The sequence below is a fragment of the Mesorhizobium sp. M7A.F.Ca.MR.148.00.0.0 genome, assembly GCF_003997735.1.
Taxonomy (GTDB): Bacteria; Pseudomonadota; Alphaproteobacteria; order Rhizobiales; family Rhizobiaceae; genus Mesorhizobium.
The window spans coordinates 44,067-69,293 of sequence record NZ_RZTB01000018.1 but is presented as its reverse complement, the minus strand read 5'-3'; the positions used below and the strand labels follow the sequence as shown (position 1 = coordinate 69,293).

Sequence of the window (25,227 nt, the reverse complement as noted above, 5' to 3'; positions counted from 1 at the left end):
TCAGCGCTCCGCATCGACATTGGTCATGACGGTGTAGAACACCCAAGACAGCAAAAGGATGATCAGGAAGTAGATGATCGACATGGCCGCCGCCGGCCCGAGATCGAACTGGCCGATGGCAATCTTGACCAGGTCTATCGACAGGAACGTCGTCGAATTGCCTGGGCCTCCGCCCGTGACGACGAACGGCTCGGTGTAGATCATGAACGAGTCCATGAAGCGCAGCAGCACCGCGATCAGAAGCACGCGGTTCATCTTCGGCAGCTGGATGTAGCGGAACACTGCCCAGCGTGAGGCGCCGTCGATCTTGGCCGCCTGGTAGAAGGCATCGGGGATCGAGACCAGTCCGGCGTAGCAAAGCAGAACGACGAGGCTTGTCCAGTGCCAGACGTCCATCAGGATGACCGTCACCCAGGCGTCGGTCGGATCGTTGACGTAGTTGTAGTCGAAGCCGAGCGACGACAGCGTGTAGCCGAGCAGGCCAATATCGATGCGGCCGAACACCTGCCAAATGGTGCCGACGACGTTCCACGGGATCAGCAGCGGCAGAGCCATCAGCACCAGGCAGACCGGCACGCCCCAGCCTTTCTTGGGCATGTTGAGAGCGATGAAGATGCCGAGCGGGATCTCGATGGCGAGGATGGTTGCGGAAAAGATCAGGTTGCGGACCATCGACAGCCAGAAGCGTTCCGACTCCAGGATTTCGGTGTACCAGTCCGAGCCGTTCCAGAAGAAGACGTTGTTTCCGAACGTGTCCTGCACCGAATAGTTGACCACCGTCATCAGCGGGATCACCGCGGAGAACGCCACCAGCAGGAGAACCGGCAGCACCATGAACCAGGCCTTGTTGTTCCAGGTCTTCTCCATCTAGGCCTCCATCTCGACACGCCAGGAATCGGCATAGATGTTGATGCCGGCCGGGTCGAACCGCACCTTCGGATCGGCGGGCAGGGTCTCGTCCTCACCGATCACGGCAGAGATATCGCGGCCTTCGAGCTTGGCGCGCACCACCTTGTGGCGGCCGAGATCCTCGACCTTGCTGACTTGCACGGCCATGCCTTCGCGGCCGAGCCGGACATATTCGGGACGGATGCCGAGCTCGACGGCGCCGCTGCCTGCCTTGGGTGCACCCGGCAGTTCGATGCGCTGCGAGCCGAGCGTCGCCGTCTTGCCGTCGATCGCCACCGGCATGACGTTCATGCCCGGCGAGCCGATAAAATAACCGACGAAGGTATGGCGTGGGCGTTCGAACAATTCGGCCGGTGTGCCGATCTGCACGATGCCGCCATCATACATGACCACGACCTGCTCGGCGAAGGTCAGCGCCTCGGTCTGGTCGTGGGTCACATAGACCATGGTGTAGCCAAAGCGGCGATGCAGCTGCTTCAGCTGCGAGCGCAGCACCCACTTCATGTGCGGATCGATGACGGTCAGCGGCTCGTCGAACAGGATGGCGTTGACGTCGGAGCGCACCAGCCCGCGGCCGAGCGAGATCTTCTGCTTCTGGTCGGCGGTCAGGCCCCTCGCCTTCTTCTTCGCCCACGACGCCAGATCGATCATCTCCAGCGTCTCGCGAACCTTGCGGTCGACATCGGCTTCCGGCACGCCGCGGTTGCGCAGCGGGAAGGCCAGATTGTCGTAGACGGTCATGGTGTCGTAGATGACCGGGAACTGGAACACCTGCGCGATGTTGCGCTCCTGCGTCGACAAATTGGTCACGTCCTTGCCGTTGAACAGCAACTGGCCGTGCGAGGGGTGCAACAATCCCGAAATGATGTTGAGCAGCGTGGTCTTGCCGCAACCGGAGGGCCCAAGCAGCGCATAGGCGCCGCCGTCCTCGAAGACATGATGCACTTCCCGCAGCGCGAAATCGGCATCCTTCTGCGGGTTCGGCAGATAGGAATGCCTGACATGGTTGACGTCGATGCGTGCCATCTCTTTGCCCTCAAGCCGCCAGCTTCGGCGCAGTGACGGCGCTGCCGTGCTCGTCGAAAACCATGATGTGGCGCGGATCGATGAACACCTCGACCACCGCGTCCGGCTCGAAATGCCTGATACCGTGGGTCAGCATGACCCAGCGCGCATCAGCGAAATCGAGATGGATGAAACTCTCCGAGCCGGTGATCTCGGTGATCGTCACCTTGGCACGCACCGGCACCGCCGCCGCATTGGGCCGCTCGAGCGACAGGTGGTGCGGCTGAAAACCGATCGTGTACATGGCATCGGCAATGCCGGAGAGCTCGGCCGGCACCGGCAGGTTCACGCCGCCCTCCAGCAGGAAGTCCCGACCCTTCTTGGCGAGCACGATGGTGTTGAGCGGTGGATCGGAAAACGTCCTGGCTGTCACCAGATCTACCGGCTTGCGGAACACCTCGATGGTCGGTCCGAACTGCGTGATCCGCCCTTCAGAAAGCGTCGCCGTGTTGCCGCCGAGCAGCAGCGCCTCGTGCGGCTCGGTCGTGGCGTAGACGAAGATGGTGCCGGCGGCGGCGAATATCCTGGGCAATTCGGCGCGCAGTTCCTCGCGCAATTTGTAGTCGAGATTGGCGAGCGGCTCATCGAGCAGGACCAGGCTTGCGTTCTTGACGATGGCGCGCGCCAGCGCGGTGCGCTGCTGCTGGCCGCCCGACAGGCTGAGCGGCGTGCGATCGAGATAGGGTGTCAGCTTGAGAAGAGCGGCGGCTTCACGCACCTGGCTGTCGATCCTGGCCTGCTCGATGCCGGCCACCCGGAGCGGCGAAGCGATGTTCTCATAGACGGTCATCGCCGGATAGTTGATGAACTGCTGGTAGACCATGGCGATCTTGCGCTTCTGCACCGGCACGCCGGTGACATTCTTGCCGTCGAACCAGATCGAACCGGAGGTCGGCACGTCCAGGCCGGCCATCAGCCGCATCAGGCTTGTCTTGCCGGAAAGCGTCGGTCCGAGCAGGACGTTGAGCGAGCCGTGCTGGAGCGTCAGCGACACGTCGCTTATATGCTCGACCGCGCCGACCGCCTTGGTGACGTTTCTCAGTTCCAGCATGACGCCTCCTCCCAGGCCTTCCGCATCAGCTCAAACCCCTCCTTCATTCGGCAGCCGCGACATGGCGCCGGCTTATGCCGCGCATGAACTCATCGAGCGCCGCCACCTGCTCGCGGCTGAGATGCAGACCGCGTTTGGTCCGGCGCCACAATACATCTTCTGATGTGACGGCCCATTCGTTTTGAACGAGATAGCGCACCTCGGCCTCATAGAGATCGGCGCCGAAGTTGCGGCCGAGATCGACGTTCGATTTGGCCAGCCCCAGCAGCATCCTCGCGCGGGTGCCATAGAGCCGGGTCAGCCGGCGAGCCAGGCGCGCGTCGAGGAATGGATAAGCGGTTTTCAGTTTCGCCACTTCGGCATCGAAACCGGTGGCCGGGAAATCGCCGCCCGGCAGCGGCGCGTTTGCCGTCCACGGCTTGCCGCGTTTGCCGAGAAAACCCTCGATCTTTTCCAGCATCGATTCCGACAGCCGGCGATAGGTGGTGATCTTGCCGCCAAAAGCATTGACGATTGGGGCGGCGCCCTCGCCGCCATCGGCCTTGAGCACGTAGTCGCGCGTCGCTTCCTGCGCCTTGGAGGCTCCGTCATCATAGAGCGGACGGACGGCCGAATAGGTCCAGACGATGTCCGAGCGCTTGACCGGCTGAGCGAAATATTCGCTTGCCGCGGCGCAGAGGTAATCGATCTCGGTGTCGCTGATCTTCACGTCATGCGGATCGCCGGGATAATCCTGGTCGGTGGTGCCGATCAGTGTGAACTCTTCCTCGTAGGGAATGGCGAAGATGATGCGACCATCCTTGTTCTGGAAGAAATAGGCGCGTGGATCGTCGAACTTCCTGGCGATGACAATGTGGCTGCCCTGCACGAGGCGGACATTGTGCACATCGTTCAGCCCGACGACGCCGGACAGCACATGATCGACCCAGGGGCCGGCGGCATTGACCAGCAGTCGCGCCTTGATCTCCTCGGTCTCGCCGCTCTGCAGATCCTCGATCTGGATCGTCCAAAGGCCGTTTTCGCGGCGCGCGCCGGTCACTTTCGTGCGGGTGCGGACCGTGGCGCCGCGGTCGGCGGCATCACGCGCGTTCAGCGCCACCAACCGTGCATCATTGACCCAGCCATCCGAATATTCGAAGGCCTTCTTGAACAGCGGCTTCAAAGGCTTGCCGGCCGGATCCCTGGCCATGTCCAGCGTCCGGGTCGCGGGCAGCAATTTGCGCCCGCCAATGTGATCGTAGAGGAAGAGACCGAGCCTGATCAGCCAGGCCGGACGCAGGCCTTTGGCATAGGGCAGCACGAACCGCATCGGCCAGATGATGTGCGGCGCGTTCTTCCACAAAACCTCGCGCTCCATCAGCGCCTCTCGCACCAGGCGGAATTCGTAGAATTCGAGGTAGCGCAGGCCGCCATGGATCAATTTGGTCGAACCCGAGGAGGTTCCGCTGGCTAGGTCGTTCATCTCGGCGAGAAACACGGAAAAGCCACGACCGACGGCGTCACGGGCAATGCCGCAGCCATTGATGCCGCCGCCTATGACGAAAATGTCACGGATCGGAGATGCGTCCACAATTCCTCCAACGATTTCGCATTGCACCATTTTTGGGCTTTTACGAAACCGTGTCGGAATTATTTCGAAATGATAACGAATGTCAAACGAAATATCACGAGCGCGTGATATCGGGCAGAAACCGCCTAGGCGAGCGACGTCTCGATCAACTGAACCTCGGCCTCCTGGCAGATCTTGCGCACTGACGGGATGTCGCAACGATCGGTGATGAAGGTGTTGACCTGCGACAGATGGCCGATGCGCACCGGTGCGGTTCGCTCGAATTTGGTCTGGTCGGAAACCAGGATGACATGCCTTGCATTGGCGATGATCGCCTGCGCCACCTTGACCTCGCGAAAATCGAAATCGAGCAAGGCGCCGTCATGGTCGATGGCGGATGCACCGATCACCGCATAGTCGACCTTGAACTGCCTGATGAAGTCGACCGCCGCTTCGCCGACCACACCGCCATCGGAACCGCGCACAACCCCGCCGGCGATCACCACCTCGATCGAGGGATATATCCGCATCCTATTGGCAACATTGATGTTATTGGTGATGACCATGAGCCCGTTGTGATCGAGCAACGCCTTGCTGACCGACTCGGTCGTGGTGCCGATGTTGATGAACAGCGAGGCATTGTCGGGGATCAGCCTGGCGGCCGCACGGCCGATCGCCTCCTTCTCGTCGGCGGCGATCTTGCGTCTCGCTTCATATTCCATGTTCTCGATGCCGGAGGGATACAGCGCGCCGCCATGGATGCGCGAGAGCAGCCGCTGGTCGCACAAATCGTTGAGGTCCTTGCGTATGGTCTGCGGCGTCACATTGAAGTGGGTGGCCAGATCATCGACCAGCACGCGGCCATGATCCTTGGCCATCTGGATAATCTCGGCATGGCGCGGCGACAGATACATAGGCAACCTCCCGTTTTCGTTTTTCTTGTCTATAGTCGAAAACGAAACCGATGAAAAGGCATGAGCCGGCTAATGAAATGCATGTGATTGCCAAGGTGAATACGAACGCAAACCAGATTGTGCCCGATCAATCCATTGCGCGCGCGATTTCCGTGATGACGGTGAAGGCCGTATCAACATCGGCGGCGGTCGCCTCGAACTGGCCGACCTGGAAGCGGATTGCGATCCTGCCATCGACCTTCGTCTGCGTCAGGTAGATGCGGCCATCGTCGTTGATCGCATTGACCAGGCGCAGATTGTGCTCGTCCGCATCAGTGCCAGCTGCAGCCTTGTGCCGGAACGAGAAGAGCGACAGCATCGACTCGCTGACGATCTCGAAATTCGGCTCCCTTGCCAGCCGCGCGGCAAGCCCTTCGCTCCACGCGACATGATTGCGGATCATCGTGCGCAGATTTTCCAGGCCATGGGCGCGCAGCAGGAACCACAATTTCAGCGCGCGAAATCGCCTGCCAAGCGGCACCGACCATTCGGAATAGTTGATGATGCCGTCGTGGCCGTGTGTCTTCAGATAATCCGGCTTGATGGCCAGCGTCCTCACATGGCTTTCGGGATCGCGCAGGAACTGGATAGAGCAGTCGAACTGGGCGCCCAGCCATTTGTGCGGATTGAAAACGATTGAATCGGCGCCTTCGACGCCTGTCCAGAAATGCCGATACTCCGGACAGATCATCGCCGATCCCGCCCATGCGGCGTCGACGTGAAGATAAAGCCCATGCCGCCGTGCGACCTCCACAACCGCTGCAATATCGTCGGTGCCGCCGGTGCTGGTGCCGCCGACGCAAGCGATGATGCCGGCCGGCAGCATGCCGGCTTCCCTGTCGGCGATGATTGCCGCCTCGAGTGCTGCCGTGTCCATGGCGCGAAAGCGGCCGGCGACGGGAATGCGCACGAGATTGTCCTCGCCGATGCCGGACACCCAGATCGCCCGGTCGATCGACGTGTGCACCTGGTCGGAGGAATAGATGCGCAGCCGCGTCTGCCCTGCCAGGCCTTGTCTGTTGCCTTGCCAGTCGAGCGCCCGTTCGCGCATGGTCAGCACCGCGGCCAGTGTCGCCGACGAGGCTGAATCCTGGATCACCCCGGAAAACCCTTCGGGCAGGCCGAGCGCCTGGCGCATCCAGTCGACGGTGCGCGTTTCGAGTTCGGTCGCCGCCGGCGACGTCTGCCAGAGCATGCATTGCGCGGCCATCGCCGAAACCAGATATTCCGCCACCACCGAAACCGGCGCCGCATTGGCCGGGAAATAGGCGAAGAAGCGGGGATGCTGCCAATGCGTCATTCCCGGCAGGATCTTCTCTTCGAAGTCGGCGAAGATCCGGTCCATCGGCTCGGCGTCTTCGGGCGGAGAAGCCTCAATGCTTCGAAAAATGTCGCCCGGTTCGACCAGCGGCCGCACCGGCCGCTCGCGTAGCGTATTGCGGTAGTCGGCGCCCCAGTCGGCGGCGCGGCGCGACCATTGCCGGAAATCATCGTTGTTCATCCTGTCCTCCCGACATGATCGACCGCCACCATCCATCGCGGCTGGTCTCTTTATTAATTAACGCGTGAAATAGATGCAACCGACAACGGATGCCGCACGCCTCAGCCCGGGAAATCCGGCAGGCTGGCAAAGGCCGTCTTCAGCGCATTCGACCAGCCGTCGGAGATCGTGCGGTAATACTGGTCGTCCTGGCCGATCCGCTTCTTCAATCCGACCTTGAAGGCGTCCTTCTCCAGGAACAGCAGGTCGAGCGGCAAGCCGACGGACAGGTTCGACTTCAACGTCGAATCGAACGACACCAAAAGCAGCTTCACCGTCTCGGCGAGGCTCATCGTCTTTTCGTAGGCGCGGATGATGATCGGCTTGCCGTATTTGGTCTCGCCGATCTGGAAAAACGGCGTGTCATCGGTCGATTCGATGAAATTGCCTTCGGGATAGATCATGAACAGGCGCGGCTCGCTGCCCTTGATCTGACCGCCGAGGATAAAGGAGGCATTGAAATAGGAATCCGCCTTCTCGCCGGCGGGCGACGAATTGGCGATGACCTCCTTGACCGTGTCGCCAACAATGCGGACCGTTTGGTACATCGACGGCGTTTCGAGCAGCGTGGAATGTCTTTCGGAGATCGCCTTGGTGCGCTCGTCAAGCAGGCTGACCACGGCCTGCGTCGTCGCCAGGTTGCCCGCCGACATCAAAACGATGACGCGCTCGCCCGGCTCTTCCCAGACATGCATCTTGCGAAAGGTGGAGATGGAATCCATGCCTGCATTGGTACGCGTGTCCGACATGAACACGAGCCCGCCATCGATCTTCAGGCCAACGCAATAGGTCATGGAATCTCTTCTAGAGCAATTCCAGGAAAAGTGTGAAGCGGTTTTCCGTCCGGAATTGCGTTAAAACAAGGAGATAGAGCGGTCCGGCGTTTCCTTGAAACGATGAATCGCTCGGCAGCAATCTTGCGGAGGATTACTGCTCCACCGTGACGGTGACCGCAAGCTGTTCTTCCGCCTGTCCCAGCCGAATTCCCGACACCGGCGTGGCGTCGCGGTAATCGCGGCCCGTTGCCACCTTTACATATCGCTCGTCGGGTGAAATGCCATTGGCGGCATCGAAGGCAACCCAGCCGAGACCCGAAACATGCGCTTCGGCCCAGGCATGGCTGGCCGCCTGCTCGACCGTAGCATCCAGCATCAGATAGCCGCTGACATAGCGAGCCGGAAAGCCCATGGCACGCGCGGCGGCGGCAAAGATATGGGTGTGATCCTGGCAGACACCGGTTTTCAGCGCCAAGGCTTCCTCCGCAGGCGTCGTCGCATTGGTGATGCCGGGCGTGTAGACAACGCGCTCGCCAATGATGGCCATCAGCCGGTGCAGCCTTTCAATGTCGGTGCCCTTGCCGACCGATGCGGCGAGTTCGCGAACACCGCTGCCGATCGTCGTCAATGGTGTTTCATGGCTGTACAGCCAGAGCGGCGTAAAGCCCTGATGTGGGCCCGAGACGCCCGCGGTGTCGCGTGTCACCACTTCGCCTGATGCTTCCACCGTGATGAAGTCGCGCTCGCCCTCGACGCTTAGCAACCTTGTGTCATTGCCGAAATGGTCGACAAAGCGAACTTCTTCGCGCGCGCCTTCGATGGTCAAGGCCCAGGACAGAACGGTCTGCGTCGACCCGCTGACCGGAAGCAGCCGCAGCCGCTGCAACAGATAGTGCACCGGCGTATCGTAGCGGTACTCGGTCCGATGGGTGATCTTCAGCCGCATGCTTCTATTCCGTTTGTGAGCACGATCTCCGGACAAACGGTTTCGTTTGTCTGAGAAAACCGGCTCCCACCTTTCGGGACCATGCTCAATTGAACCGATAATCTTGTGCGATCTCTTCGCCCAGTTTGGTGTTGTCGCGAATGAAATTGGCAAGGAATTCATGCAGGCCGGCGTCGAATATGCCCTTGATCGACCCGGCTCTCAGCATTGTCTGCGTCTTCTCGGCCGTTGCGTGGCAGGCATGGCGCTCGCCGTAATCGTCGCCGAGGAATTTCAGATGCTCTGACAGGAAGCGATAGCAGAACATCAGCGAGCGCGGCATGCGGACATTGAGGATCAGATAATCGGCAATGTTGGTCGGCTTGTAATCGGCGTCGTAGACCCAACGGTAGGAGCGATGCGCCGAGACCGAACGCAGGATCGATTCCCACTGATAATTGTCGAGCGTCGAGCCGACCCAGGAGATCGACGGCAGCAGCACATAATATTTCACGTCGAGGATGCGCGCCGTGTTGTCCGCGCGCTCGACATAAGTGCCGAGCTGCGAGAAGTCGAAGATCTCGTTGCGCAGCATGGTGCCGTAGAATGAGCCGCGGATCAGCGCCGTCTCGCGCTTGATGGCGTCGAGTACGCTGGGCAGGTCGCGCTCGTCGATCGGCTTGGCCAGCATCCGCTTCAGCGACATCCAGGCTTCGTTGATGCTTTCCCAGGTTTCGCGCGTCAGCGCGGTACGCACCATGCGGGCATTGTTGCGGGCCGTCTCGATCGACGCCATCGTGCTCGACGGGTTCGACGTGTCGCGCAACAGGAAGTCGGCGACCTTGGCCGCGGTATAGTCAGAATATTTCTGGCTGAAGGTGACGTCGGAACCGGCGCTGAGCAGCACCGAATTCCACTCTTCCGAGGCACTCTGGGTACGAGTCAGCGCCATGCGCAAACCGGCATCGACCAAGCGCGCCATGTTCTCCGCCCGCTCGATATAGCGATTCATCCAATAGAGCCCGTTGGCGGTGCGGCCTAAAAGCATCATCGTGCCCCGATTTCGAGCGAATAGCGAATAGTGAGTAGCGAATAGGGGAAAATCAGCTTCATGATTTTTGTTGCAAACTCCTGATCATGGAACGTAGCATTTTCCCGATCTCATCGGCCTTGCTAAGCAAACGCACCACCTCTGCTTCAACCATCAACCCTACTTTTTCAGACAAGATCAGGTGTGTTTCCAACTCTTTGAGAGATCCCTGCGCCATGCGCAGAAATTGAATGAATGATCCCGTACTCTCCCGCCCATGCCCTTCGGCAATGTTTGCTGCAATTGATACGGAAGACCGCCGCATCTGAGAGGTCATCCCGTAGATTTCGCTGCTTGGAAAGGCTTTGGTTACCGAATAGCAATCCACCGCCAACTCGACGGCCGCTTTCCAACAATTAGGTCCCTGTAAGAATTGATCGCCGTCTTGCTGCCCTCCTTCCCCTATTCGCTACTCACTATTCGCTATTCGCTTTAATCATCCAGCACCCAAGTATCTTTCGTCCCGCCGCCTTGCGAGGAATTCACGACCAGCGAGCCTTCCTTCAGCGCGACACGCGTGAGGCCGCCCGGCACGATCTGGATGCGATCGGAGACCAGCACATAAGGCCTGAGATCGACATGGCGCGGCGCCAGCCCCTTTTCCGTCAGGATCGGGCATGTCGACAGCGCCAGCGTCGGCTGGGCGATGTAATTCGAAGGTTTTGCCTGGAGTTTCTTGGCAAAGGTCTCGCATTCCTTCTTGGTCGCAGCCGGCCCGACCAGCATGCCGTAGCCGCCGGAACCATGGACTTCCTTGATCACCAGCTCGTCGATGTGCTCGAGCACGTATTTCAGGCTGTCGGGCTCCGAGCAGCGCCAGGTTGGGATGTTGCCCAGGATCGCCTTGCGGCCGGTGTAGAATTCGATGATCTCGGGCATGTAGGAATAGATCGCCTTGTCGTCGGCGATGCCGGTGCCCGGCGCATTGGCGATGGTGATGTTGCCGGCCCGATAGACATCCATGATACCGGGTATGCCAAGCGCCGAATCCGGTCGGAAGGTCAGCGGATCGAGGAAGGAATCGTCCACGCGCCGGTAGAGCACATCGATCTGCTTGTAGCCTTCGGTCGTGCGCATCGCGACATGGCCGTCGACGACGCGCAGATCCTGGCCTTCGACCAGCTGCACGCCCATCTGGTCGGCGAGGAAGGCGTGTTCGAAATAGGCGGAGTTGAAGCTGCCGGGCGTCAGCACCGCAATGGTCGGCGCGCCCTTGGTGCTTTGCGGCCGCACCGCCGCCAGCGACTGGCGCAGAAGCTGCGGGTAGTTTTCCACCGGCCGTACCTTGATCTTCTGGAACAGCTCGGGGAACAGCTGCATCATCGTCTCGCGGTTCTCCAGCATGTAGGAGACGCCCGACGGCGTGCGCGCATTATCCTCCAGCACGTAGAATTCGTCCTCCGAGATGCGGACGATGTCGACGCCGATGATGTGGGTGTAGACGCCGGCCGGCGGCCTGACCCCGATCATCTCCGGCAGGAAGGCCTCGTTCCTGGCGATCAATTCCCTGGGGACGCGCCCTGCGCGCAGGATTTCCTGGCGGTGGTAGATGTCGTCGAGGAAGGCGTTCAGCGCCTGCACGCGCTGCTCGATGCCCTGCGTGAGGCGCCGCCATTCATTGCCTGAAATGATGCGTGGAACGATATCGAACGGGATCAGCCGCTCGGAAGCTTCCTGCTCGCCATAGACGGCGAAGGTGATGCCGGTCTTGCGGAAGACGCGTTCGGCGTCCTGCATCTTCTCGGTCAGCCTGGCCGGATCCTGCTCCTTCAGCCAGCGATCATAAGCCGAATACGGTCTTCTCAATCCGGAGACTTCCGGAAGCATTTCATCGAACGCTGCCAATCGCATACTCCCCTGTGACGCCATTTCACTGACGTCGCCGGAGAAAATCAAGCGCAATCGGTGATTTGGGAGATACGGGCGATCAGTATGTTGCGCCTGCCTAAAATTGAGGCAGGTGAAATATGACCTTGATCAGCCTTTGCCTCGTGCCCGGGCAAATGCGTTTCCAGGCTAGAAAGCGCGAAACGTGACGACGGTGAACGTGTCCTTGATGCCGGGGAGAATCTGCACCTTCTCATTGACGAAATGGCCGACGTCTTCCTCGTCGTCGACGTAGAATTTGGCGAGCAGATCGTAATTGCCGGCGGTGGAGTAGATTTCCGAGGCGATCTCGGCATCGGCAAGCGCGCTGGCAACCTCATAGGATTTGCCGAGCTCGCATTTGATCTGCACGAAAAACGCCTTCATGGCTTCGTCCCGCTAAACGTCCAAGTCCAGCGGCCCTTCTGGCAGACTGGAGGCGGGCTTTCAAGCGCTGGAATGAATGCTCAGCCGGCTCGGGCCTAGGCTACCGCCTGCTGCAACTCCGCCACTGGCGTGGAACTTGTCACCGATCGCCAGTGAATATTCGCAATCGCTGAAACCGCGATGCGCTGCCAAGCGTATGTTATGATGTGTCTTCGGACAGCAGCATTTCGAGGGAAGATATTTCGCGGGATAACGGAGACAGGCCATGCGCCGCGCCTTTTTCGCAATCGCAGTCGCTCCATTCCTCTTCGCGTCGTCGGTATTGGCCGGCGATGCCGAGATCAAGGCGGGCCAGTCCGTCATCGACAGTCAGCTAAAGGCCCTCATCGCCAATGACGGCGCCACCGCCTACAGCTTCGCCGCCCCGAATGTGAAGCGGATCTTCCCGACCGTCGATGCCTTCATGAACATGGTGACCAACGGCTATCCGCCGGTGCGCAAGCCGCGGACCTATTCCTTCGGCAAGGTCGAGGAGACCGCTCCGGGTTCGATCGTCCAGCAGGTGCTGATCGTCGGCCCCGACGGCAAGGATTACGAGGCGGTCTACACGTTGCAGCAACAGCCCGACGGTACGTTCCAGATCACCGGCTGCAGCCTGCGCGCTTCGAATTCGCTCAGCACTTGAGGCCTCACAGCAACGGGATATCGCCCCTCGCCCAGCCCTCGGTGATTTCCGCGCCGCGCGCCTCGAAGGTGCCGGCCTCGATCGCAGCGCGGATGTCCTGCATCAGTTTCTGGTAGTAGGACAGGTTGTTCCACGTCAAAAGCATTGCGCCGAGCGCTTCTTGAGAGCGCACCAGATGATGCAGATAGGCGCGTGAGTAGTCCCGGGCGGCCGGGCAGTCGCTTTCCTCGTCGAGCGGCCGTGGATCGTCGGCATGGCGGGCGTTGCGCAGATTGACCTTGCCGCGCCTTGTATAGGCAAGGCCGTGGCGGCCGGCCCGTGTCGGCATCACGCAGTCGAACATGTCGATGCCGCGCGCCACCGATTTCAGGATATCGTCGGGCGTGCCGACACCCATCAGATAGCGCGGCTTGTCCGCTGGCAGTTCCGGGCAGGTGATGTCGAGCATCTCGAGCATCACCGCTTGCGGTTCGCCGACGGCCAGGCCGCCGACCGCATAGCCCTTCAGCTCCATCGCGCTCAGCGCCTGCGCCGAGCGCTCCCGCAGCGCCGCGTTGTCGCCGCCTTGCACGATGCCGAACATCGCCTTGCCCGGCTGATCGCCGAACGCCGTCTTGCAGCGCTCGGCCCAACGCAGCGACATCTCCATGGCGCGCTCGATCTCCTTCATCTCGGCCGGCAGCGCCGTGCATTCGTCAAGCTGCATCTGGATATCGGAATCGAGCAATCCCTGGATCTCTATCGAACGTTCCGGCGACATCTCGTAGGCGGCGCCATCAATATGCGAGCGGAAGGTGACGCCCTTTTCGGTCAGCTTTCTCAGCTTCGACAGCGACATCACCTGGAAACCGCCGCTGTCGGTTAGGATCGGATGCGGCCAGCGAGCGAATTCATGCAAACCGCCGAGCCGCGCCACACGCTCGGCGCCGGGCCGCAGCATCAGATGATAGGTGTTGCCCAGGATGATGTCGGCGCCGACACCGCGCACCTGGTCCATATACATGGCCTTGACGGTGCCGCCGGTGCCGACCGGCATGAAGGCCGGCGTGCGGATTTCGCCGCGTGGCATGTCGATCACGCCGCGCCGCGCCTTGCCGTCGGTTGCCAGAACCTTGAAGCTGAACGGCTTAGCCATTGAATTCCTTGTCGTGGATCGGGGCGTCCGGCGCCTGATTGTCGAGCGACTGGCGGTAGTGGATGCAGCCGCGCATGGTGGAATCGCGGTGCTGGCGAATGCCGGCGCGCAGTTTTTTCACCTCGGCGATCACGGCATCGCAGTCAAAGGCTTGCAGATCATCGTCCATCGCTCGTCTCCGCTCGGAAAAGGAGGCTTGCGTCGCCATAGGAATAGAACCTGTAACGGTTCTCGATGGCATGGGCATAGGCCGCACGCATCGTGTCGAGGCCGCTGAAGGCCGAGACCAGCATGAACAGCGTCGAGCGCGGCAGATGGAAATTGGTCATCAGCACGTCGGCCGTGCGAAAACGGTAGCCGGGCGTGATGAAGATATCGGTCGGACCGGACCACGCAGCCAGAGTACCGTCCTCACGCGCGGCACTCTCCAGCAGACGCAGCGAGGTCGTACCGACAGCAACGATGCGCCCACCCCTCGCCTTGGCCGCATTCAGCGCGTCGGCTGTTTCCGCGCTTACCGAGCCTATCTCGGCATGCATCTTGTGGTCGGCGGTGTCGTCCGCCTTCACCGGCAGGAACGTGCCGGCGCCGACATGCAAGGTGACGAAGCGGCGTTCGATGCCCTTGCTGTCAAGCGCTGCAAAAAGCTCCGGCGTGAAATGCAGGCCCGCGGTTGGTGCCGCGACGGCGCCTTCCTCGCTTGCATAGATGGTCTGGTAATCGGCCCGGTCGCGTTCGTCGTCGTCGCGCTTCGAGGCGATGTAGGGCGGCAGCGGAATATGGCCGACCGTGTGCAGCGCCTCGTCGAGGAAGGGCCCCGACAGGTCGAAGCCGAGCAGTGCTTCGCCGCCCTCGCCTTTCTCGATCACCGTGGCGTCGAGCTGACCGAGGAAACAGGAATTGCCGTCATGGCCGAAATGGATACGGTCGCCGGCGGCTATGCGCTTGCCCGGCCGCATGAAGGCCAGCCAGCGGTCCGGCGCCATGCGCATATGCAGCGTGGCTTCGACCTGCGCCGTCGCTTCGCCCCGCCGCCTTATGCCTTTGAGCTGCGCTGGAATGACCTTGGTGTCGTTGAACACCAGCACGTCGCCGGCCCTGAGCAAGGACGGCAGGTCGCCAACCGTCCAGTCCTCGAGCCCTTCGCCTGATTTGACCAGAAGCATCTTGGCGCTGTCACGCGGCTGGGCCGGGCGGAGCGCGATGCGCTCCTCCGGCAAGTCGAAGTCAAAGAGATCGACGCGCATCAGTAGAGCCGGACGAGCAGCGCTCCGGCCAAGAGCAGCACCGCGCCGGCAACGCGGCCGAGCGAGATTTCACGCACCGCGACGCCGAGGAAGCCGACGCGGTCGATGAGCATGCCGGCCAGCAACTGGCCGGCGACCAGAAACGCCATCAGCGCGGCAGCACCTATGCGTGGCGTGAGAATCGTCGACAGCGTGACATAGAAACCGCCCAGCATGCCGCCGGCCACGAACAGCCAGGGCGCCGGCGCCTTCCAGTCGAGCGAGATGCCTTGCAGCTTCACCACCGTGACGGAGATGATACCGAGCACGATCGCGCCCGACAGGAACGAAAACGCAGCCGCCGCGACCGGGAGGCCCAAGCCGCGTGCCAGCTGCGAATTGATCGGCGCCTGAATGGCAATGAAGGCGCCGGACAGGATGCCGAGAAGCGACCAGACGACGCCCATCATTGTCGTTTGCCCTTACTTGACGTCGGCCGCGACCTTCAGCGACACGATCTTGTCGGGATCCTGCACCGGCTCGCCGCGCTTGATCTTGTCGACATTGTCCATGCCTTCGATGACCTGGCCCCAGACCGTGTACTGGCGGTTGAGGAAGGCGGCATCGTCGAAGCAGATGAAGAACTGCGAATTGGCCGAGTTCGGGTTCTGCGAGCGGGCCATCGAGCAGGTGCCGCGAGCATGGTTGGCGTTGGAGAATTCAGCCTTCAAATCCGGCTTTTCAGAGCCGCCCATGCCCGCGCGGGACGGCGCGAAGGAAGGCTTGCTCGAATTGCCGAACTTGACGTCGCCGGTCTGCGCCATGAAACCCTCGATGACGCGGTGGAAGACCACGCCGTCATAGGCGCCTTCCCTGGCCAGTTCCTTGATGCGGGCGACATGGCCGGGCGCCAGGTCGGGGAAAAGTTCGATGACGACCTTGCCCTTGGTCGTTTCCATGATGAGCGCGTTCTCGCGATCCTTGATTTCGGCCATGTCAGATATCCTTTTGAGAAAACAGAGTTATTCGACAATTTACTTGTCGGCGGCGATGCGGACCTTGATCATCCGGTCGGGATCGGTGACCGTGCCGTTGTCCGCCTGGTCGCCCTTCTTGATTTGGTCCACCAGTTCCATGCCGCTGACGACATTGCCGACGATCGTGTACTGGCCATCGAGGGGCGGTGCCGGAGCGAACATGATGAAGAACTGCGAATTGGCCGAATTTGGGTCCTGCGAGCGGGCCATGCCGACCACGCCGCGCTTATAATGTTCGGTCTGTGAGAATTCGGCCGGCAGGTCGGGCAGGTCGGAACCGCCGGTGCCGGCGGCCTCGGCGCTGAAACCCTTTTTCATATTGCCGAACTTGACGTCGCCGGTCTGCGCCATGAAGCCGTCGATGACGCGGTGGAAGGCGACGTTGTCATAGGCGCCTTGGCGCACCAGCTTCTTGATCTGCTCGACATGCTTTGGCGCCAGATCGGGCCTCAGCGCAATGGTGACGTCGCCGTCCTTCAGCGTGATGATCATTGTGTTTTCCGGGTCGGCGGCGAAAGCCGAGACCGACGCGGCCACAAGACCGGCGAGCACGACAAGGAACGAGGCTAGCTTTTTCAGCTGCATGGTTTTCTCCGAAAACTTACTTCTTGAACTTGGCTGTGAGCGCACCGGCAACCGCCGCCGGCACGAAGGGGCGAATGTCGCCGCCCATCGAGGCAATCTGGCGAACAAGTGTGGCGGTAATGGTGCGTACCGAAGGACTGGCGGGCAGAAAAACCGTCTGCAGTTGAGGCGCCATGGTCTCGTTCATGCCGGCCATCTGCATCTCATAGTCGAGGTCGGTGCCGTCGCGCAGGCCGCGGATCATGATCGAGGCGCCCTGCTTCCTGGCGGCGTCGATGACCAGCCCGTCGAAGGCGACGACCTTGATGCGGGCACCGTCGCTGCCGAATTCCGTCTTCGTCGCCGTCTCGATCAGCTTCACCCGCTCCTCGAAGGAAAACAGCGGTTGCTTGCCCGGATGGATGCCGATCGCCGCATAAACGATATCCGCCACGGCCAGCGAGGCCTTCAGCACATCGAGATGGCCGTTGGTCAGCGGGTCGAAGGAGCCGGCATAGAGGGCAATGCGTTCAGTCATGGCAGGTGCTTCTAATGCATGATCCCAAAAAGTGGAAACCGGTTTTTGCGGACAAACGGTTTTTCGTTTGTCCTAGAGATCATGCTCAAATGAAAGCTAGAGCCTGTTCCGTCTTCCGTCCATCAAGATGGAACAGGCTCTAGCGAGCCTCTCTCGCAAAGGCAAATCCGATCGGCGCGCCGGCCGTGAACCTTTTCCGGCACATGAACGACAGATGAACACGCTGATCACGAAGCCTTCACGCAGCGTTCACTAGGTTGCACCTTAATAAGATGAAACCAAAATCCCATCTATCCGTTGTTAGGCGCAGGAGAACACGCACATGCTGATCTACATGCTCGCCACCGCAATGACCGTCGCCATGCTGATCGCCACCGTATTTGGGCTGCATCAGGAGGCGCAACGCATCCGCGTCAAGGCAAACACCAAGCGCTTCGAAGGCTTCGGCCCGCGCAAGCCATATCGTCACTACTGATAAAGCCTGAACTTGCTGCCGCGCCGGCCACCTGGCCGGCGTTGCTATGTCAATACCCGGGTGCCGGACTTAGTCCGCACCCTCCGGACTGGCGTCAGGCGCCGGAGCGGCATCAGCACCGCCCTCGACCGTCTCATCGCTTTCTTCGTCCGCTTGCGGTTCCGAGATCCGCTCGACCGAAACCACCTTTTCGCCTTCAGCCGTGTTGAAGATGGTCACGCCCTTGGTGGCGCGGCTGGCGAAACGGATGCCGTTGACCGGAACCCGGATGACGGTGCCGCCGTCCGACACCAGCATGATCTGGTCGTCATTGCCGACCGGGAACGTCGCCACCAGCCTGCCAATCTCGGCTGCCTTCGACACATCGGTGGCGCGGATGCCTTTGCCGCCGCGTCCGGTCAGCCGGAAATCATAGGACGACGAACGCTTGCCGTAGCCGAACTCGGTGACCGTCAGCACGTACTGTTCGTGCGCCTTGAGCTCTTCGTATCGGTTGTCGGAAAGCTCCGTCTCCTCGCCGATCTCCTCATTGGTCAGCGCGATCTCTTCCTCTTCGCCGGTCGTTTCCGTGGCAAGCCGCCGCTCCGCCGCCGCGCGCTTCAGGTAAGCGGCGCGTTCCGCTGGCGAAGCATCGACATGCTCTATCACCGACATCGAGATGATGCGGTCGGTCTCGGCCATGGTTATGCCGCGCACACCGACCGAATTGCGGCTCTGGAAGACGCGCACGTCGCCGACGGAGAAGCGTATGCACTGGCCGGAACTGGCGGTCAGCAGCACGTCGTCCTTGTCGGTGCAGGTCTCGACGCCGAGGATCTCGTCGCCTTCTTCCTCCAGCTTCATGGCGATCTTGCCGTTGCGGTTGACCTGGACGAAGTCGGATAGATCGTTGCGGCGCACGGTGCCGCGCGTGGTGGCGAACATCACGTAAAGTTCACCCCAGCTGGCCTCGTCCTCGGGCAGCGGCATGATGGTGGTGATGCGCTCGCCCTGCTCCAGCGGCAGCATGTTGATCAGCGCCTTGCCGCGTGACTGCGGATTGCCGATCGGCAGCCGCCAGACCTTTTCCTTGTAGACGATGCCGCGCGAGGAGAAGAACAGCACCGGCGTATGGGTGTTGGCCACGAACAGCCGGGTGACGAAATCCTCTTCCTTGGTCGACATGCCGGAGCGGCCCTTGCCGCCGCGACGCTGCGCCCGGTAGAGCGACAGCGGCACGCGCTTGATGTAGCCGGAATGGCTCACCGTCACGACCATGTCCTCGCGCTGGATCAGGTCCTCGTCTTCCATGTCCGAACCGCCGTCGGTGAGTTCGGTGCGGCGCGGCGTGCCGAACTCGTCGCGCACGGCGGCAAGCTCGTCCTTGACGATCTGCTGGACGCGCGCGCGGGACGACAAAATGTCCAGGTAATCGATGATTTCGGCGCCGATCGTGTTCAACTCGTCGGCGATCTCGTCGCGGCCGAGCGCGGTCAGGCGCTGCAGGCGCAGTTCGAGGATGGCGCGCGCCTGTTCCTCTGACAGATTGTAGGTGCCGTCTTCGTTGATCCGGTGACGCGGGTCATCGATCAGGAGGATCAGCGATTCCACGTCGCCAGAGGGCCAGCGCCGCTCCATCAACTGCTCACGCGCCGTCTGCGGATCCGGCGCGGTGCGGATCAGCTTGATGATCTCGTCGATGTTGGCGACTGCGATGGCGAGACCGACCAGCACATGGGCGCGGTCGCGCGCCTTGCGCAGCAGGAATTTCGTCCGCCTTGTGATCACCTCCTCACGGAAGGCGACGAACGCCTTCAGCATATCGGTCAGGTTCATCACTTCCGGCTTGCCGCCGTTCAGTGCCACCATATTGGCGCCGAAGGAGGTCTGCAGCGGCGTGAAGCGGTAGAGCTGGTTGAGGATGACGTCGGCAACGGCGTCGCGCTTCAACTCGATGACGACGCGGTAGCCCTGGCGGTCGCTCTCGTCGCGGATATCGGAAATGCCCTCGATGCGCTTGTCGCGCACCAGTTCAGCCATCTTCTCGATCATCGACGACTTGTTCACCTGGTAGGGAACCTCGGTGATGATGATCGACTCGCGGTCGTTGCCGCGCTGTTCGATGTTGACCTTGCCGCGCATGACGATGGAGCCACGGCCGGTCGAATAGGCGTTGTAGATGCCCGAACGGCCAAGCACGATGCCGCCGGTGGGGAAATCCGGTCCCGGAATGATCTCCATCAACGCCGGCAGGTCGATCGCCGGATTGTCGATGAGGGCGATGGCGCCGTTGCAGATTTCGCTGAGATTATGCGGTGGAATGTTGGTCGCCATGCCGACGGCGATGCCGCCCGAGCCGTTGACCAAAAGGTTGGGAAACCGTGCCGGCAGAACCTTCGGTTCGCTGCCCGACGCGTCGTAAGTGTCCTGAAAATCGACGGTATCCTTGTCGATATCCTCCAAAAGCTCGTGCGCGACCTTGGTCAGCCGCGCTTCCGTGTAGCGCATCGCCGCAGGCGGATCGCCGTCGATGGAGCCGAAATTGCCCTGCCCGTCGATCAACGGAACGCGCAGCGACCAGTCCTGTGCCATGCGCACCAAGGCGTCATAGATGGAGGCGTCGCCATGCGGATGGTATTTACCCATCACGTCGGCGACAGGACGCGCCGACTTCACATATTTTCGGTTCCAGTGGTAACCGCTCTCATGGGCGGCGAAGAGAATGCGGCGATGCACCGGCTTCAGGCCGTCGCGCACGTCCGGCAGCGCACGGCTGACGATCACGCTCATAGCGTAATCGAGATAGGAGCGCTGCATCTCCTCGACGATGGATATCGGCTCGATGCCGGTGGGGCCGCCGTCGGCGCCGCGCGGTGTCTTCTGGTCGGTCAAATCGGATCACAATCTAATCAGGAATCACTTGGTGCTTATATAGGAAGCAAGCCCGAAACTCCAACCTTCACGGCACTTTTCCAGTGTCATTTTCGGTGGTAATTTCAAATGGATACCGCTGATTGCGACGATATGGCCAAGGCGGTTTTCGCCGCCCTGACGCAAAAGCCTGCGTGTCTGCCTTGGCGGGCACGGGGCCGATTGACGAAGCAGAAAAGGCCTATGCGCCACGGCGGTTGCGATAGTTGCGCGGCGTCTCCCCGATGATCCGCCGAAAACGACGATTGAAGGTCGACAGATCGTTGAAGCCTGCCTCGAAGGCGATCGCCGAGACCGCATCGTTCGACATGCGCAGCCGCACCGCCGCCCCATGCAATCGCGTCCTGAGCAGGAATTGGTAGGGCGTCATGCCCGCCACCTGCCGGAAGATGCGCAGGAAGTGATACGGACTGGTCGCCGTCTCATCGGCAAGTGCTGAAAGCGAGACCGGCCCATCGGCGTCCAGTTCGATCCGCCGCACTGCCTCGGCTACCCGTTTCTGATCGCGGCGGCTCGGCGCGCGCCCGACATGCGTAGCGCCAGAGGCTGTAGCCACGGCAGCACCGGCCAAGCGCAGGGAAAGTTCCTCGAAGGCGTCGATGTCGGCCATCTCGCGCGCGGTCTCCGCCTCGGCCAGGAGTGGCGCCAGTACCGGCAAAGGCGGCAGGCGCGCCGCCTTGAAAGCCAGCTTCCTGGTGCCCGGCACGCCAGCTGCGATTCGTTCCATGTAGGCCGGATCGAAATGGAACGAGAGGCAACGGTCGCCGCTGCCATGCTCGTGCCCGCATTCGTAACATGTGCCGGGATTGCCGAGCAGGAGCGCGCCGGGCGCCAGCATCGCCATGCCTTGCTGGGCGCGGTAGCGAAACGTGCCGCTGGTGACCGCAGCGACGCAGAAATCCTGATGCGCTTCCTCGAACGGCCGGTCGCCGGCACTAGCCGTGCAGATCACATCCGTCACATGCCAGCCGGGTCCGGATGCGAGCGTATGCGTGGTCGCTGTCATGACCGGAATATAGCAATTTTTCCCAAGCCCAGAACCCCGTCACCGCCTAGTCCTAACGGTCTCCTGACAAGAAGAGACCGCAGCCATGTTCGATCAATCCTCGTTTGCCGAAGCCCTGCATAGCTCCGGACCGATCGAAGGGCTTGCCGAAAAACTGCGCCTTTACGGCCGCTTCGTCGGCGCCTGGACGTTTGAGGCCTCGCGCCACCTCGAGGACGGCACTGTGCTGACAGGGCGTGGCGAGGTGCATTTCGGCTGGGTGCTGGAAGGCCGGGCGATCCAGGACGTGTGGATCCTGCCCGCGCGGGACGCCGGTCCATCGCCATCCTTGGGCACATGGACTTTTTACGGCACGACGCTGCGCGTCTATGATCCCGGCGCGGATGCCTGGCACATCTTCTGGAGCGACCCGCGCAACCAGTATTTCAGCCGCCAGCTCGGCCGCGCCGAGGGTGACACGATCGTGCAAGTGGGCGCCGACGACACCGGCAGCTCGGTACGCTGGAGCTTTTCACGCATCACCGAAAACTCCTTCCGATGGCTGGGCGAACGCTCGCAAGACAGTGGCGCGACATGGCGGCTGGAAGTCGAGTTCCTGGCGCGCCGTGCAGTTTGATCACCGAGGAATGCAGCAGCCCAGAATAAAGCGTCGCGATCCTTCGCGCCGGCATCAGCCACTTTCCCGCTGACAGTTTCCACCGACCGAGCTTTGCTCTACCAATATTCTGGCACGGGCACAGCCCGGCGGGAGGGTCAGAGATGCCGAGTTTCGACAGCCTGTTCAACGCTTTCGTCACCATTCTCGTGACCATCGACCCGCCCGGCCTGGCGCCGCTGTTCCTCGCCGTGACGCGCGGCATGAACCGTGAGGAGCGCCAGCAGGTTTCGGTGCGCGCCTCGATCATCGGTTTCCTAGTGATGGCGCTGTTTGCGGTTGCCGGGGCCTCGATCCTGTCGGTGTTCGGCATAACGTTGCCGGCCTTCCGCGTCGCCGGCGGTTTCCTGCTGTTCTTCATCGCCTTCGAGATGGTGTTCGAGCGCCGGCAGGACCGCAAGGAGAAGATCGGCGACGTCGCCATCACCAAGGACATGATCCACAACATCGCCGCCTTCCCGCTGGCGATCCCACTGATCGCGGGCCCTGGTGCCATTTCGGCAACTGTGCTGCTTTCCGGCTCGTTTCAAGGCTTTGCCGCGCAGGCGGCGCTGGTCGGCATCATCTTCGTCTGCCTCGCCATCACCTATCTGGTGTTCGTGCTGTCGGAACGCATCGACCGCATCCTCGGCCAAACCGGCCGCTCGATCCTGACCCGTCTGCTTGGCGTCATCCTGGCGGCACTGGCTGTGCAATTCGTCGCCGACGGCATCAAGGCGCTGATAGCAGGCTGAGAGGCTGACGCGGCGAGAACCCGAAGCCGGTTCTATTTCGCCGTCGTGTCGATGACCTCGAAATCGTGGGTAATCGTGGCGGTCTTGGCCAGCATCGCGGAGGCCGAGCAATATTTTTCGATCGAAAGGTCGATCGCACGTTTCACCTTGACGCTGGAGAGTGCCCTGCCCTTGACGACGAAATGCATGTGGATGCGGGTGAACACTCTTGGCTCGGTTTCGGCCCGCTCGGCATCAAGCTCGACCACGCAGTCCTCGACCGCCTCGCGGCCCTTTTCGAGGATATGCACGACATCATAGGCCGAACAGCCACCGGTGCCGATCAGCACCAACTCCATCGGGCTTGGACCCGGCGTCCTGCCTTCCGGTCCGTGCGCTGTTCCGAGCACGACCTTGTGACCGCTGCCGGATTCCCCGACGAAGGTGCGCTCCTCGACCCACTTTACCCGTGCTTTCACCGAACTCGTCCTTTCACCGTATTTCCTTGATCGGTCTGGTCAGCCCTTGAAGCACGATGCAAAACCCCGAAAGTCCATGAACGACTCTCGGGGCACTGTGTCTGACATAACTGTTGCGATCAGAACGGGATTTCGTCATCCAATTCGCGCGACGAACCACCGCCGCCGCCGCTCTTGGCACCGCCGCCACCGCGATTGAAGCCTTCGCTCGGGCTGGACTGGCCGAAATCGGAACCACGGCTGCTGCCGCCACCGGTATAGCCGCCGACCTGACCGCCCTCGCCCTGTCCGCGTGCGTCGAGCATCTGCAGCTCACCGCGGAATTTCTGCAGAACGACTTCCGTCGTGTACTTGTCGGCACCGGTCTGGTCCTGCCATTTGCGCGTCTGCAACTGGCCCTCGACATAGACCTTCATGCCCTTCTTCAGATACTGCTCCGCCACCTTGGCGATGCCCTCATTGAAGATGACGACGTTGTGCCACTCGGTTTTTTCCTTGCGTTCGCCGGAATTCTTGTCGCGCCAGCTTTCCGATGTGGCGATGCGGATGTTGACGACCGGCTCACCCGAATTCAGGCGACGGATTTCGGGATCCGCGCCGAGATTGCCGACCAGAATGACCTTGTTGACGCTACCCGCCATGATATTTCTCCGCGCTCATCCGAAACAAATTTTTGTCGCAGCACCTTACAGGCTGCAGGCGATCGCCGCTTGCCATGGCTGCCTTTACCCACAAGGTTTTTGTTCCCTTTTCGTTCTTATCCGCATCGCTGCTTATTGTCAAGGAATGGCAGCAATGCCGAAGCCGATCATATGGGCCCGAAAAGACCGCTTGCCAAATCGATAAGTATGCACTTATGCTTTTGGCATGATCGAAGCAGAGGTTTTTCGCGCACTGGCCGACCCGACGCGCCGCGCCGTCTTTGAGCGGCTGGCCGCCGGCGAGATGAGCGTGTCGGAATTGCGCACCGGGATGACGGTGTCGCAGCCCGCGGTGTCGCAGCATCTGGCGGTGCTGCGTGGCGCCGGGCTGGTGGTCGAGCGGCGAGCCGGCCGCAACGCCTATTACCGCGCCGATCCGCAGGGGCTCGCCCCCTTGCTCTCCTGGATCGAACGCTACCGGACATTCTGGCCGGAGCGCATCGAAAGGCTGAAGGCGGTTTTGAAGGACATGGATCAATGAAGAAGGCGGGATTAGCGGCCAACGACGGCCAAGGCGACGCCGCGGATGCGCTCGAGTTCGAGTACGAGCTTGCCGAGCCGCCGGAAAAGGTATGGCGGGCCCTGACCGTACCGGAATTGCTGGCCGCCTGGATGATGCCGAACGACATCAGCCCCGAGATCGGCAACCGTTTTGCCTTCGCCGGACCGGAAACGCCGGTCGAATGCGAAATCCTCGACGCCGAACCCGGGAAGCTGCTGCGCTATTCCTGGCGGGAGCAGCCGGGCGACGCCGCCAGGCAGGGGCCGCTCGACAGTACCGTCACCTTCACACTTGCCCGAACCGTTTCCGGCGGCACGCATCTGCGCATCGTCCATGACGGCTTTGCCCGCAAGACCATGCCTGCCGTCGCCATGGCAGGCGCCGGCTGCCGGGTTTCGCTCGGTGCGAACAGGTCATCTAAGCCAATCGCCGCAAACACGCCTCGCCTCCTGCTTCGCGCGGCCTGAAACAAAACGGACGGAGAGAGACA

29 protein-coding genes are annotated in these 25,227 nt (G+C 61.4%); 6 read left to right on the top strand and 23 right to left on the bottom strand.

Annotated features, from left to right (window positions below):
- The 12 genes from EOB49_RS09795 to EOB49_RS09740 form a co-directional block, all read right to left on the bottom strand.
- Entirely contained in the window at positions 1-867 is an 867-nt protein-coding gene (locus EOB49_RS09795) for a sugar ABC transporter permease (protein WP_127272310.1), read from the bottom strand.
- Positions 868-1,935, bottom strand: coding sequence for an ABC transporter ATP-binding protein (locus EOB49_RS09790; protein WP_023812976.1), 1,068 nt, complete (start codon positions 1,933-1,935; stop codon positions 868-870).
- 10 nt (positions 1,936-1,945) lie between these two features.
- Positions 1,946-3,025, bottom strand: a complete 1,080-nt coding sequence (locus EOB49_RS09785) for an ABC transporter ATP-binding protein (protein ID WP_127380843.1) — start codon at positions 3,023-3,025, stop codon at positions 1,946-1,948.
- Positions 3,026-3,068: 43 nt separating this feature from the next.
- Positions 3,069-4,595, bottom strand: a complete 1,527-nt coding sequence (glpD, locus tag EOB49_RS09780) for a glycerol-3-phosphate dehydrogenase (RefSeq protein WP_127380842.1) — start codon at positions 4,593-4,595, stop codon at positions 3,069-3,071.
- Between the two features lie 125 nt (positions 4,596-4,720).
- Positions 4,721-5,488 (bottom strand): DeoR/GlpR family DNA-binding transcription regulator, encoded by a 768-nt coding sequence (locus tag EOB49_RS09775; RefSeq protein ID WP_127258922.1) that lies wholly within the window; start codon positions 5,486-5,488, stop codon positions 4,721-4,723.
- Positions 5,489-5,615: 127 nt separating this feature from the next.
- Positions 5,616-7,028: an aspartate aminotransferase family protein gene (locus EOB49_RS09770; protein WP_127380841.1), complete on the bottom strand. Its 1,413-nt coding sequence runs from the start codon at positions 7,026-7,028 to the stop codon at positions 5,616-5,618.
- A gap of 101 nt (positions 7,029-7,129) precedes the next feature.
- Positions 7,130-7,861: a peptidase gene (locus EOB49_RS09765; RefSeq protein WP_127380840.1), complete on the bottom strand. Its 732-nt coding sequence runs from the start codon at positions 7,859-7,861 to the stop codon at positions 7,130-7,132.
- Between the two features lie 133 nt (positions 7,862-7,994).
- Positions 7,995-8,789, bottom strand: a complete 795-nt coding sequence (locus tag EOB49_RS09760; protein ID WP_127380839.1) for a transglutaminase family protein — start codon at positions 8,787-8,789, stop codon at positions 7,995-7,997.
- A gap of 85 nt (positions 8,790-8,874) precedes the next feature.
- Positions 8,875-9,816 (bottom strand): alpha-E domain-containing protein, encoded by a 942-nt coding sequence (locus EOB49_RS09755; protein ID WP_127380858.1) that lies wholly within the window; start codon positions 9,814-9,816, stop codon positions 8,875-8,877.
- A 61-nt stretch (positions 9,817-9,877) separates the two neighbouring features.
- Entirely contained in the window at positions 9,878-10,186 is a 309-nt protein-coding gene (locus tag EOB49_RS09750) for a four helix bundle protein (protein WP_348630272.1), read from the bottom strand.
- A 104-nt stretch (positions 10,187-10,290) separates the two neighbouring features.
- The gene (locus tag EOB49_RS09745; RefSeq protein ID WP_023812984.1) at positions 10,291-11,703 is read right to left on the bottom strand and encodes a circularly permuted type 2 ATP-grasp protein; all 1,413 of its coding nucleotides are present in this window, start codon (positions 11,701-11,703) and stop codon (positions 10,291-10,293) included.
- Between the two features lie 171 nt (positions 11,704-11,874).
- Positions 11,875-12,111 carry an Lrp/AsnC family transcriptional regulator gene (locus EOB49_RS09740; protein WP_010909609.1) on the bottom strand — a complete coding sequence of 79 codons (237 nt, stop codon included), beginning with the start codon at positions 12,109-12,111 and terminating at the stop codon, positions 11,875-11,877.
- Positions 12,112-12,376: 265 nt separating this feature from the next.
- On the opposite strand from EOB49_RS09740, the gene EOB49_RS09735 reads away from it, so the two are divergent.
- Positions 12,377-12,796: a DUF4864 domain-containing protein gene (locus EOB49_RS09735; protein WP_127327324.1), complete on the top strand. Its 420-nt coding sequence runs from the start codon at positions 12,377-12,379 to the stop codon at positions 12,794-12,796.
- 4 nt (positions 12,797-12,800) lie between these two features.
- On the opposite strand, the gene tgt is transcribed toward EOB49_RS09735, so the two are convergent.
- Genes tgt through coaD form a run of 7 tightly spaced genes read right to left on the bottom strand, consistent with a single transcriptional unit; the run spans position 12,801 to position 17,296 of the window.
- A complete protein-coding gene (gene tgt / locus EOB49_RS09730) occupies positions 12,801-13,931 on the bottom strand; it encodes a tRNA guanosine(34) transglycosylase Tgt (RefSeq protein ID WP_127380837.1) in 1,131 nt (376 codons plus the stop codon).
- Positions 13,924-14,100 (bottom strand): hypothetical protein, encoded by a 177-nt coding sequence (locus EOB49_RS36415; protein ID WP_164781635.1) that lies wholly within the window; start codon positions 14,098-14,100, stop codon positions 13,924-13,926. Before EOB49_RS36415 ends, tgt begins: the two co-directional genes overlap by 8 nt.
- The gene (gene queA / locus EOB49_RS09725) at positions 14,090-15,178 is read right to left on the bottom strand and encodes a tRNA preQ1(34) S-adenosylmethionine ribosyltransferase-isomerase QueA (RefSeq protein WP_127380836.1); all 1,089 of its coding nucleotides are present in this window, start codon (positions 15,176-15,178) and stop codon (positions 14,090-14,092) included. The genes EOB49_RS36415 and queA overlap by 11 nt, the downstream gene beginning before the upstream one ends.
- Positions 15,178-15,627 (bottom strand): DMT family transporter, encoded by a 450-nt coding sequence (locus EOB49_RS09720; protein WP_013531824.1) that lies wholly within the window; start codon positions 15,625-15,627, stop codon positions 15,178-15,180. Before EOB49_RS09720 ends, queA begins: the two co-directional genes overlap by 1 nt.
- A 12-nt stretch (positions 15,628-15,639) precedes the next feature.
- Positions 15,640-16,152, bottom strand: a complete 513-nt coding sequence (locus EOB49_RS09715; RefSeq protein WP_127269467.1) for a peptidylprolyl isomerase — start codon at positions 16,150-16,152, stop codon at positions 15,640-15,642.
- Positions 16,153-16,191: 39 nt separating this feature from the next.
- Positions 16,192-16,779: a peptidylprolyl isomerase gene (locus EOB49_RS09710; RefSeq protein ID WP_127327321.1), complete on the bottom strand. Its 588-nt coding sequence runs from the start codon at positions 16,777-16,779 to the stop codon at positions 16,192-16,194.
- 16 nt (positions 16,780-16,795) lie between these two features.
- Positions 16,796-17,296, bottom strand: coding sequence for a pantetheine-phosphate adenylyltransferase (coaD, locus tag EOB49_RS09705; protein ID WP_127272529.1), 501 nt, complete (start codon positions 17,294-17,296; stop codon positions 16,796-16,798).
- A gap of 322 nt (positions 17,297-17,618) precedes the next feature.
- Between coaD and EOB49_RS09700 the strand changes: the two genes are divergently transcribed.
- A complete protein-coding gene (locus EOB49_RS09700; protein ID WP_081714296.1) occupies positions 17,619-17,771 on the top strand; it encodes a hypothetical protein in 153 nt (50 codons plus the stop codon).
- A gap of 69 nt (positions 17,772-17,840) precedes the next feature.
- On the opposite strand, the gene gyrA is transcribed toward EOB49_RS09700, so the two are convergent.
- A complete protein-coding gene (gene gyrA, locus EOB49_RS09695) occupies positions 17,841-20,642 on the bottom strand; it encodes a DNA gyrase subunit A (protein ID WP_127380835.1) in 2,802 nt (933 codons plus the stop codon).
- Positions 20,643-20,862: 220 nt separating this feature from the next.
- Positions 20,863-21,687, bottom strand: a complete 825-nt coding sequence (locus EOB49_RS09690; RefSeq protein ID WP_127380834.1) for an AraC family transcriptional regulator — start codon at positions 21,685-21,687, stop codon at positions 20,863-20,865.
- Between the two features lie 85 nt (positions 21,688-21,772).
- Here EOB49_RS09690 and EOB49_RS09685 point away from each other — a divergent pair, with 85 nt between their 5' ends.
- Positions 21,773-22,303: a hypothetical protein gene (locus EOB49_RS09685; protein WP_127380833.1), complete on the top strand. Its 531-nt coding sequence runs from the start codon at positions 21,773-21,775 to the stop codon at positions 22,301-22,303.
- Positions 22,304-22,446: 143 nt separating this feature from the next.
- Positions 22,447-23,076: a MarC family protein gene (locus EOB49_RS09680; protein WP_013531832.1), complete on the top strand. Its 630-nt coding sequence runs from the start codon at positions 22,447-22,449 to the stop codon at positions 23,074-23,076.
- Positions 23,077-23,108: 32 nt separating this feature from the next.
- Here the strand turns inward: EOB49_RS09680 and EOB49_RS09675 are convergent, their stop codons facing one another.
- Positions 23,109-23,534 (bottom strand): OsmC family protein, encoded by a 426-nt coding sequence (locus EOB49_RS09675; RefSeq protein ID WP_127270746.1) that lies wholly within the window; start codon positions 23,532-23,534, stop codon positions 23,109-23,111.
- A gap of 119 nt (positions 23,535-23,653) precedes the next feature.
- Positions 23,654-24,175: a single-stranded DNA-binding protein gene (locus EOB49_RS09670; RefSeq protein ID WP_127270744.1), complete on the bottom strand. Its 522-nt coding sequence runs from the start codon at positions 24,173-24,175 to the stop codon at positions 23,654-23,656.
- A 226-nt stretch (positions 24,176-24,401) separates the two neighbouring features.
- Here EOB49_RS09670 and EOB49_RS09665 point away from each other — a divergent pair, with 226 nt between their 5' ends.
- A complete protein-coding gene (locus EOB49_RS09665) occupies positions 24,402-24,716 on the top strand; it encodes a metalloregulator ArsR/SmtB family transcription factor (RefSeq protein WP_127322659.1) in 315 nt (104 codons plus the stop codon).
- Positions 24,713-25,204 carry an SRPBCC domain-containing protein gene (locus EOB49_RS09660; protein WP_127380832.1) on the top strand — a complete coding sequence of 164 codons (492 nt, stop codon included), beginning with the start codon at positions 24,713-24,715 and terminating at the stop codon, positions 25,202-25,204. The genes EOB49_RS09665 and EOB49_RS09660 overlap by 4 nt, the downstream gene beginning before the upstream one ends.
- Positions 25,205-25,227 lie beyond the last annotated feature (23 nt).

What these genes read in the sequence shown, in the direction of transcription:
- EOB49_RS09760 (WP_127380839.1), bottom strand. Translation starts at nt 8,789, where the DNA reads ATGCGGCTGAAGATCACCCATCGGACCGAGTACCGCTACGATACGCCG.
- EOB49_RS09700 (WP_081714296.1), top strand. Translation starts at nt 17,619, where the DNA reads ATGCTGATCTACATGCTCGCCACCGCAATGACCGTCGCCATGCTGATC.
- coaD (WP_127272529.1), bottom strand. Translation starts at nt 17,296, where the DNA reads ATGACTGAACGCATTGCCCTCTATGCCGGCTCCTTCGACCCGCTGACC.
- EOB49_RS09755 (WP_127380858.1), bottom strand. Translation starts at nt 9,816, where the DNA reads ATGCTTTTAGGCCGCACCGCCAACGGGCTCTATTGGATGAATCGCTAT.
- EOB49_RS09680 (WP_013531832.1), top strand. Translation starts at nt 22,447, where the DNA reads ATGCCGAGTTTCGACAGCCTGTTCAACGCTTTCGTCACCATTCTCGTG.
- EOB49_RS09775 (WP_127258922.1), bottom strand. Translation starts at nt 5,488, where the DNA reads ATGTATCTGTCGCCGCGCCATGCCGAGATTATCCAGATGGCCAAGGAT.
- EOB49_RS09770 (WP_127380841.1), bottom strand. Translation starts at nt 7,028, where the DNA reads ATGAACAACGATGATTTCCGGCAATGGTCGCGCCGCGCCGCCGACTGG.
- EOB49_RS09740 (WP_010909609.1), bottom strand. Translation starts at nt 12,111, where the DNA reads ATGAAGGCGTTTTTCGTGCAGATCAAATGCGAGCTCGGCAAATCCTAT.
- EOB49_RS09735 (WP_127327324.1), top strand. Translation starts at nt 12,377, where the DNA reads ATGCGCCGCGCCTTTTTCGCAATCGCAGTCGCTCCATTCCTCTTCGCG.
- EOB49_RS09795 (WP_127272310.1), bottom strand. Translation starts at nt 867, where the DNA reads ATGGAGAAGACCTGGAACAACAAGGCCTGGTTCATGGTGCTGCCGGTT.
- tgt (WP_127380837.1), bottom strand. Translation starts at nt 13,931, where the DNA reads ATGGCTAAGCCGTTCAGCTTCAAGGTTCTGGCAACCGACGGCAAGGCG.
- EOB49_RS09715 (WP_127269467.1), bottom strand. Translation starts at nt 16,152, where the DNA reads ATGGCCGAAATCAAGGATCGCGAGAACGCGCTCATCATGGAAACGACC.
- EOB49_RS09785 (WP_127380843.1), bottom strand. Translation starts at nt 3,025, where the DNA reads ATGCTGGAACTGAGAAACGTCACCAAGGCGGTCGGCGCGGTCGAGCAT.
- EOB49_RS09710 (WP_127327321.1), bottom strand. Translation starts at nt 16,779, where the DNA reads ATGCAGCTGAAAAAGCTAGCCTCGTTCCTTGTCGTGCTCGCCGGTCTT.
- EOB49_RS09665 (WP_127322659.1), top strand. Translation starts at nt 24,402, where the DNA reads ATGATCGAAGCAGAGGTTTTTCGCGCACTGGCCGACCCGACGCGCCGC.
- EOB49_RS09790 (WP_023812976.1), bottom strand. Translation starts at nt 1,935, where the DNA reads ATGGCACGCATCGACGTCAACCATGTCAGGCATTCCTATCTGCCGAAC.
- EOB49_RS09660 (WP_127380832.1), top strand. Translation starts at nt 24,713, where the DNA reads ATGAAGAAGGCGGGATTAGCGGCCAACGACGGCCAAGGCGACGCCGCG.
- EOB49_RS09670 (WP_127270744.1), bottom strand. Translation starts at nt 24,175, where the DNA reads ATGGCGGGTAGCGTCAACAAGGTCATTCTGGTCGGCAATCTCGGCGCG.
- EOB49_RS09690 (WP_127380834.1), bottom strand. Translation starts at nt 21,687, where the DNA reads ATGACAGCGACCACGCATACGCTCGCATCCGGACCCGGCTGGCATGTG.
- queA (WP_127380836.1), bottom strand. Translation starts at nt 15,178, where the DNA reads ATGCGCGTCGATCTCTTTGACTTCGACTTGCCGGAGGAGCGCATCGCG.
- EOB49_RS36415 (WP_164781635.1), bottom strand. Translation starts at nt 14,100, where the DNA reads ATGGACGATGATCTGCAAGCCTTTGACTGCGATGCCGTGATCGCCGAG.
- EOB49_RS09765 (WP_127380840.1), bottom strand. Translation starts at nt 7,861, where the DNA reads ATGACCTATTGCGTTGGCCTGAAGATCGATGGCGGGCTCGTGTTCATG.
- EOB49_RS09685 (WP_127380833.1), top strand. Translation starts at nt 21,773, where the DNA reads ATGTTCGATCAATCCTCGTTTGCCGAAGCCCTGCATAGCTCCGGACCG.
- EOB49_RS09720 (WP_013531824.1), bottom strand. Translation starts at nt 15,627, where the DNA reads ATGATGGGCGTCGTCTGGTCGCTTCTCGGCATCCTGTCCGGCGCCTTC.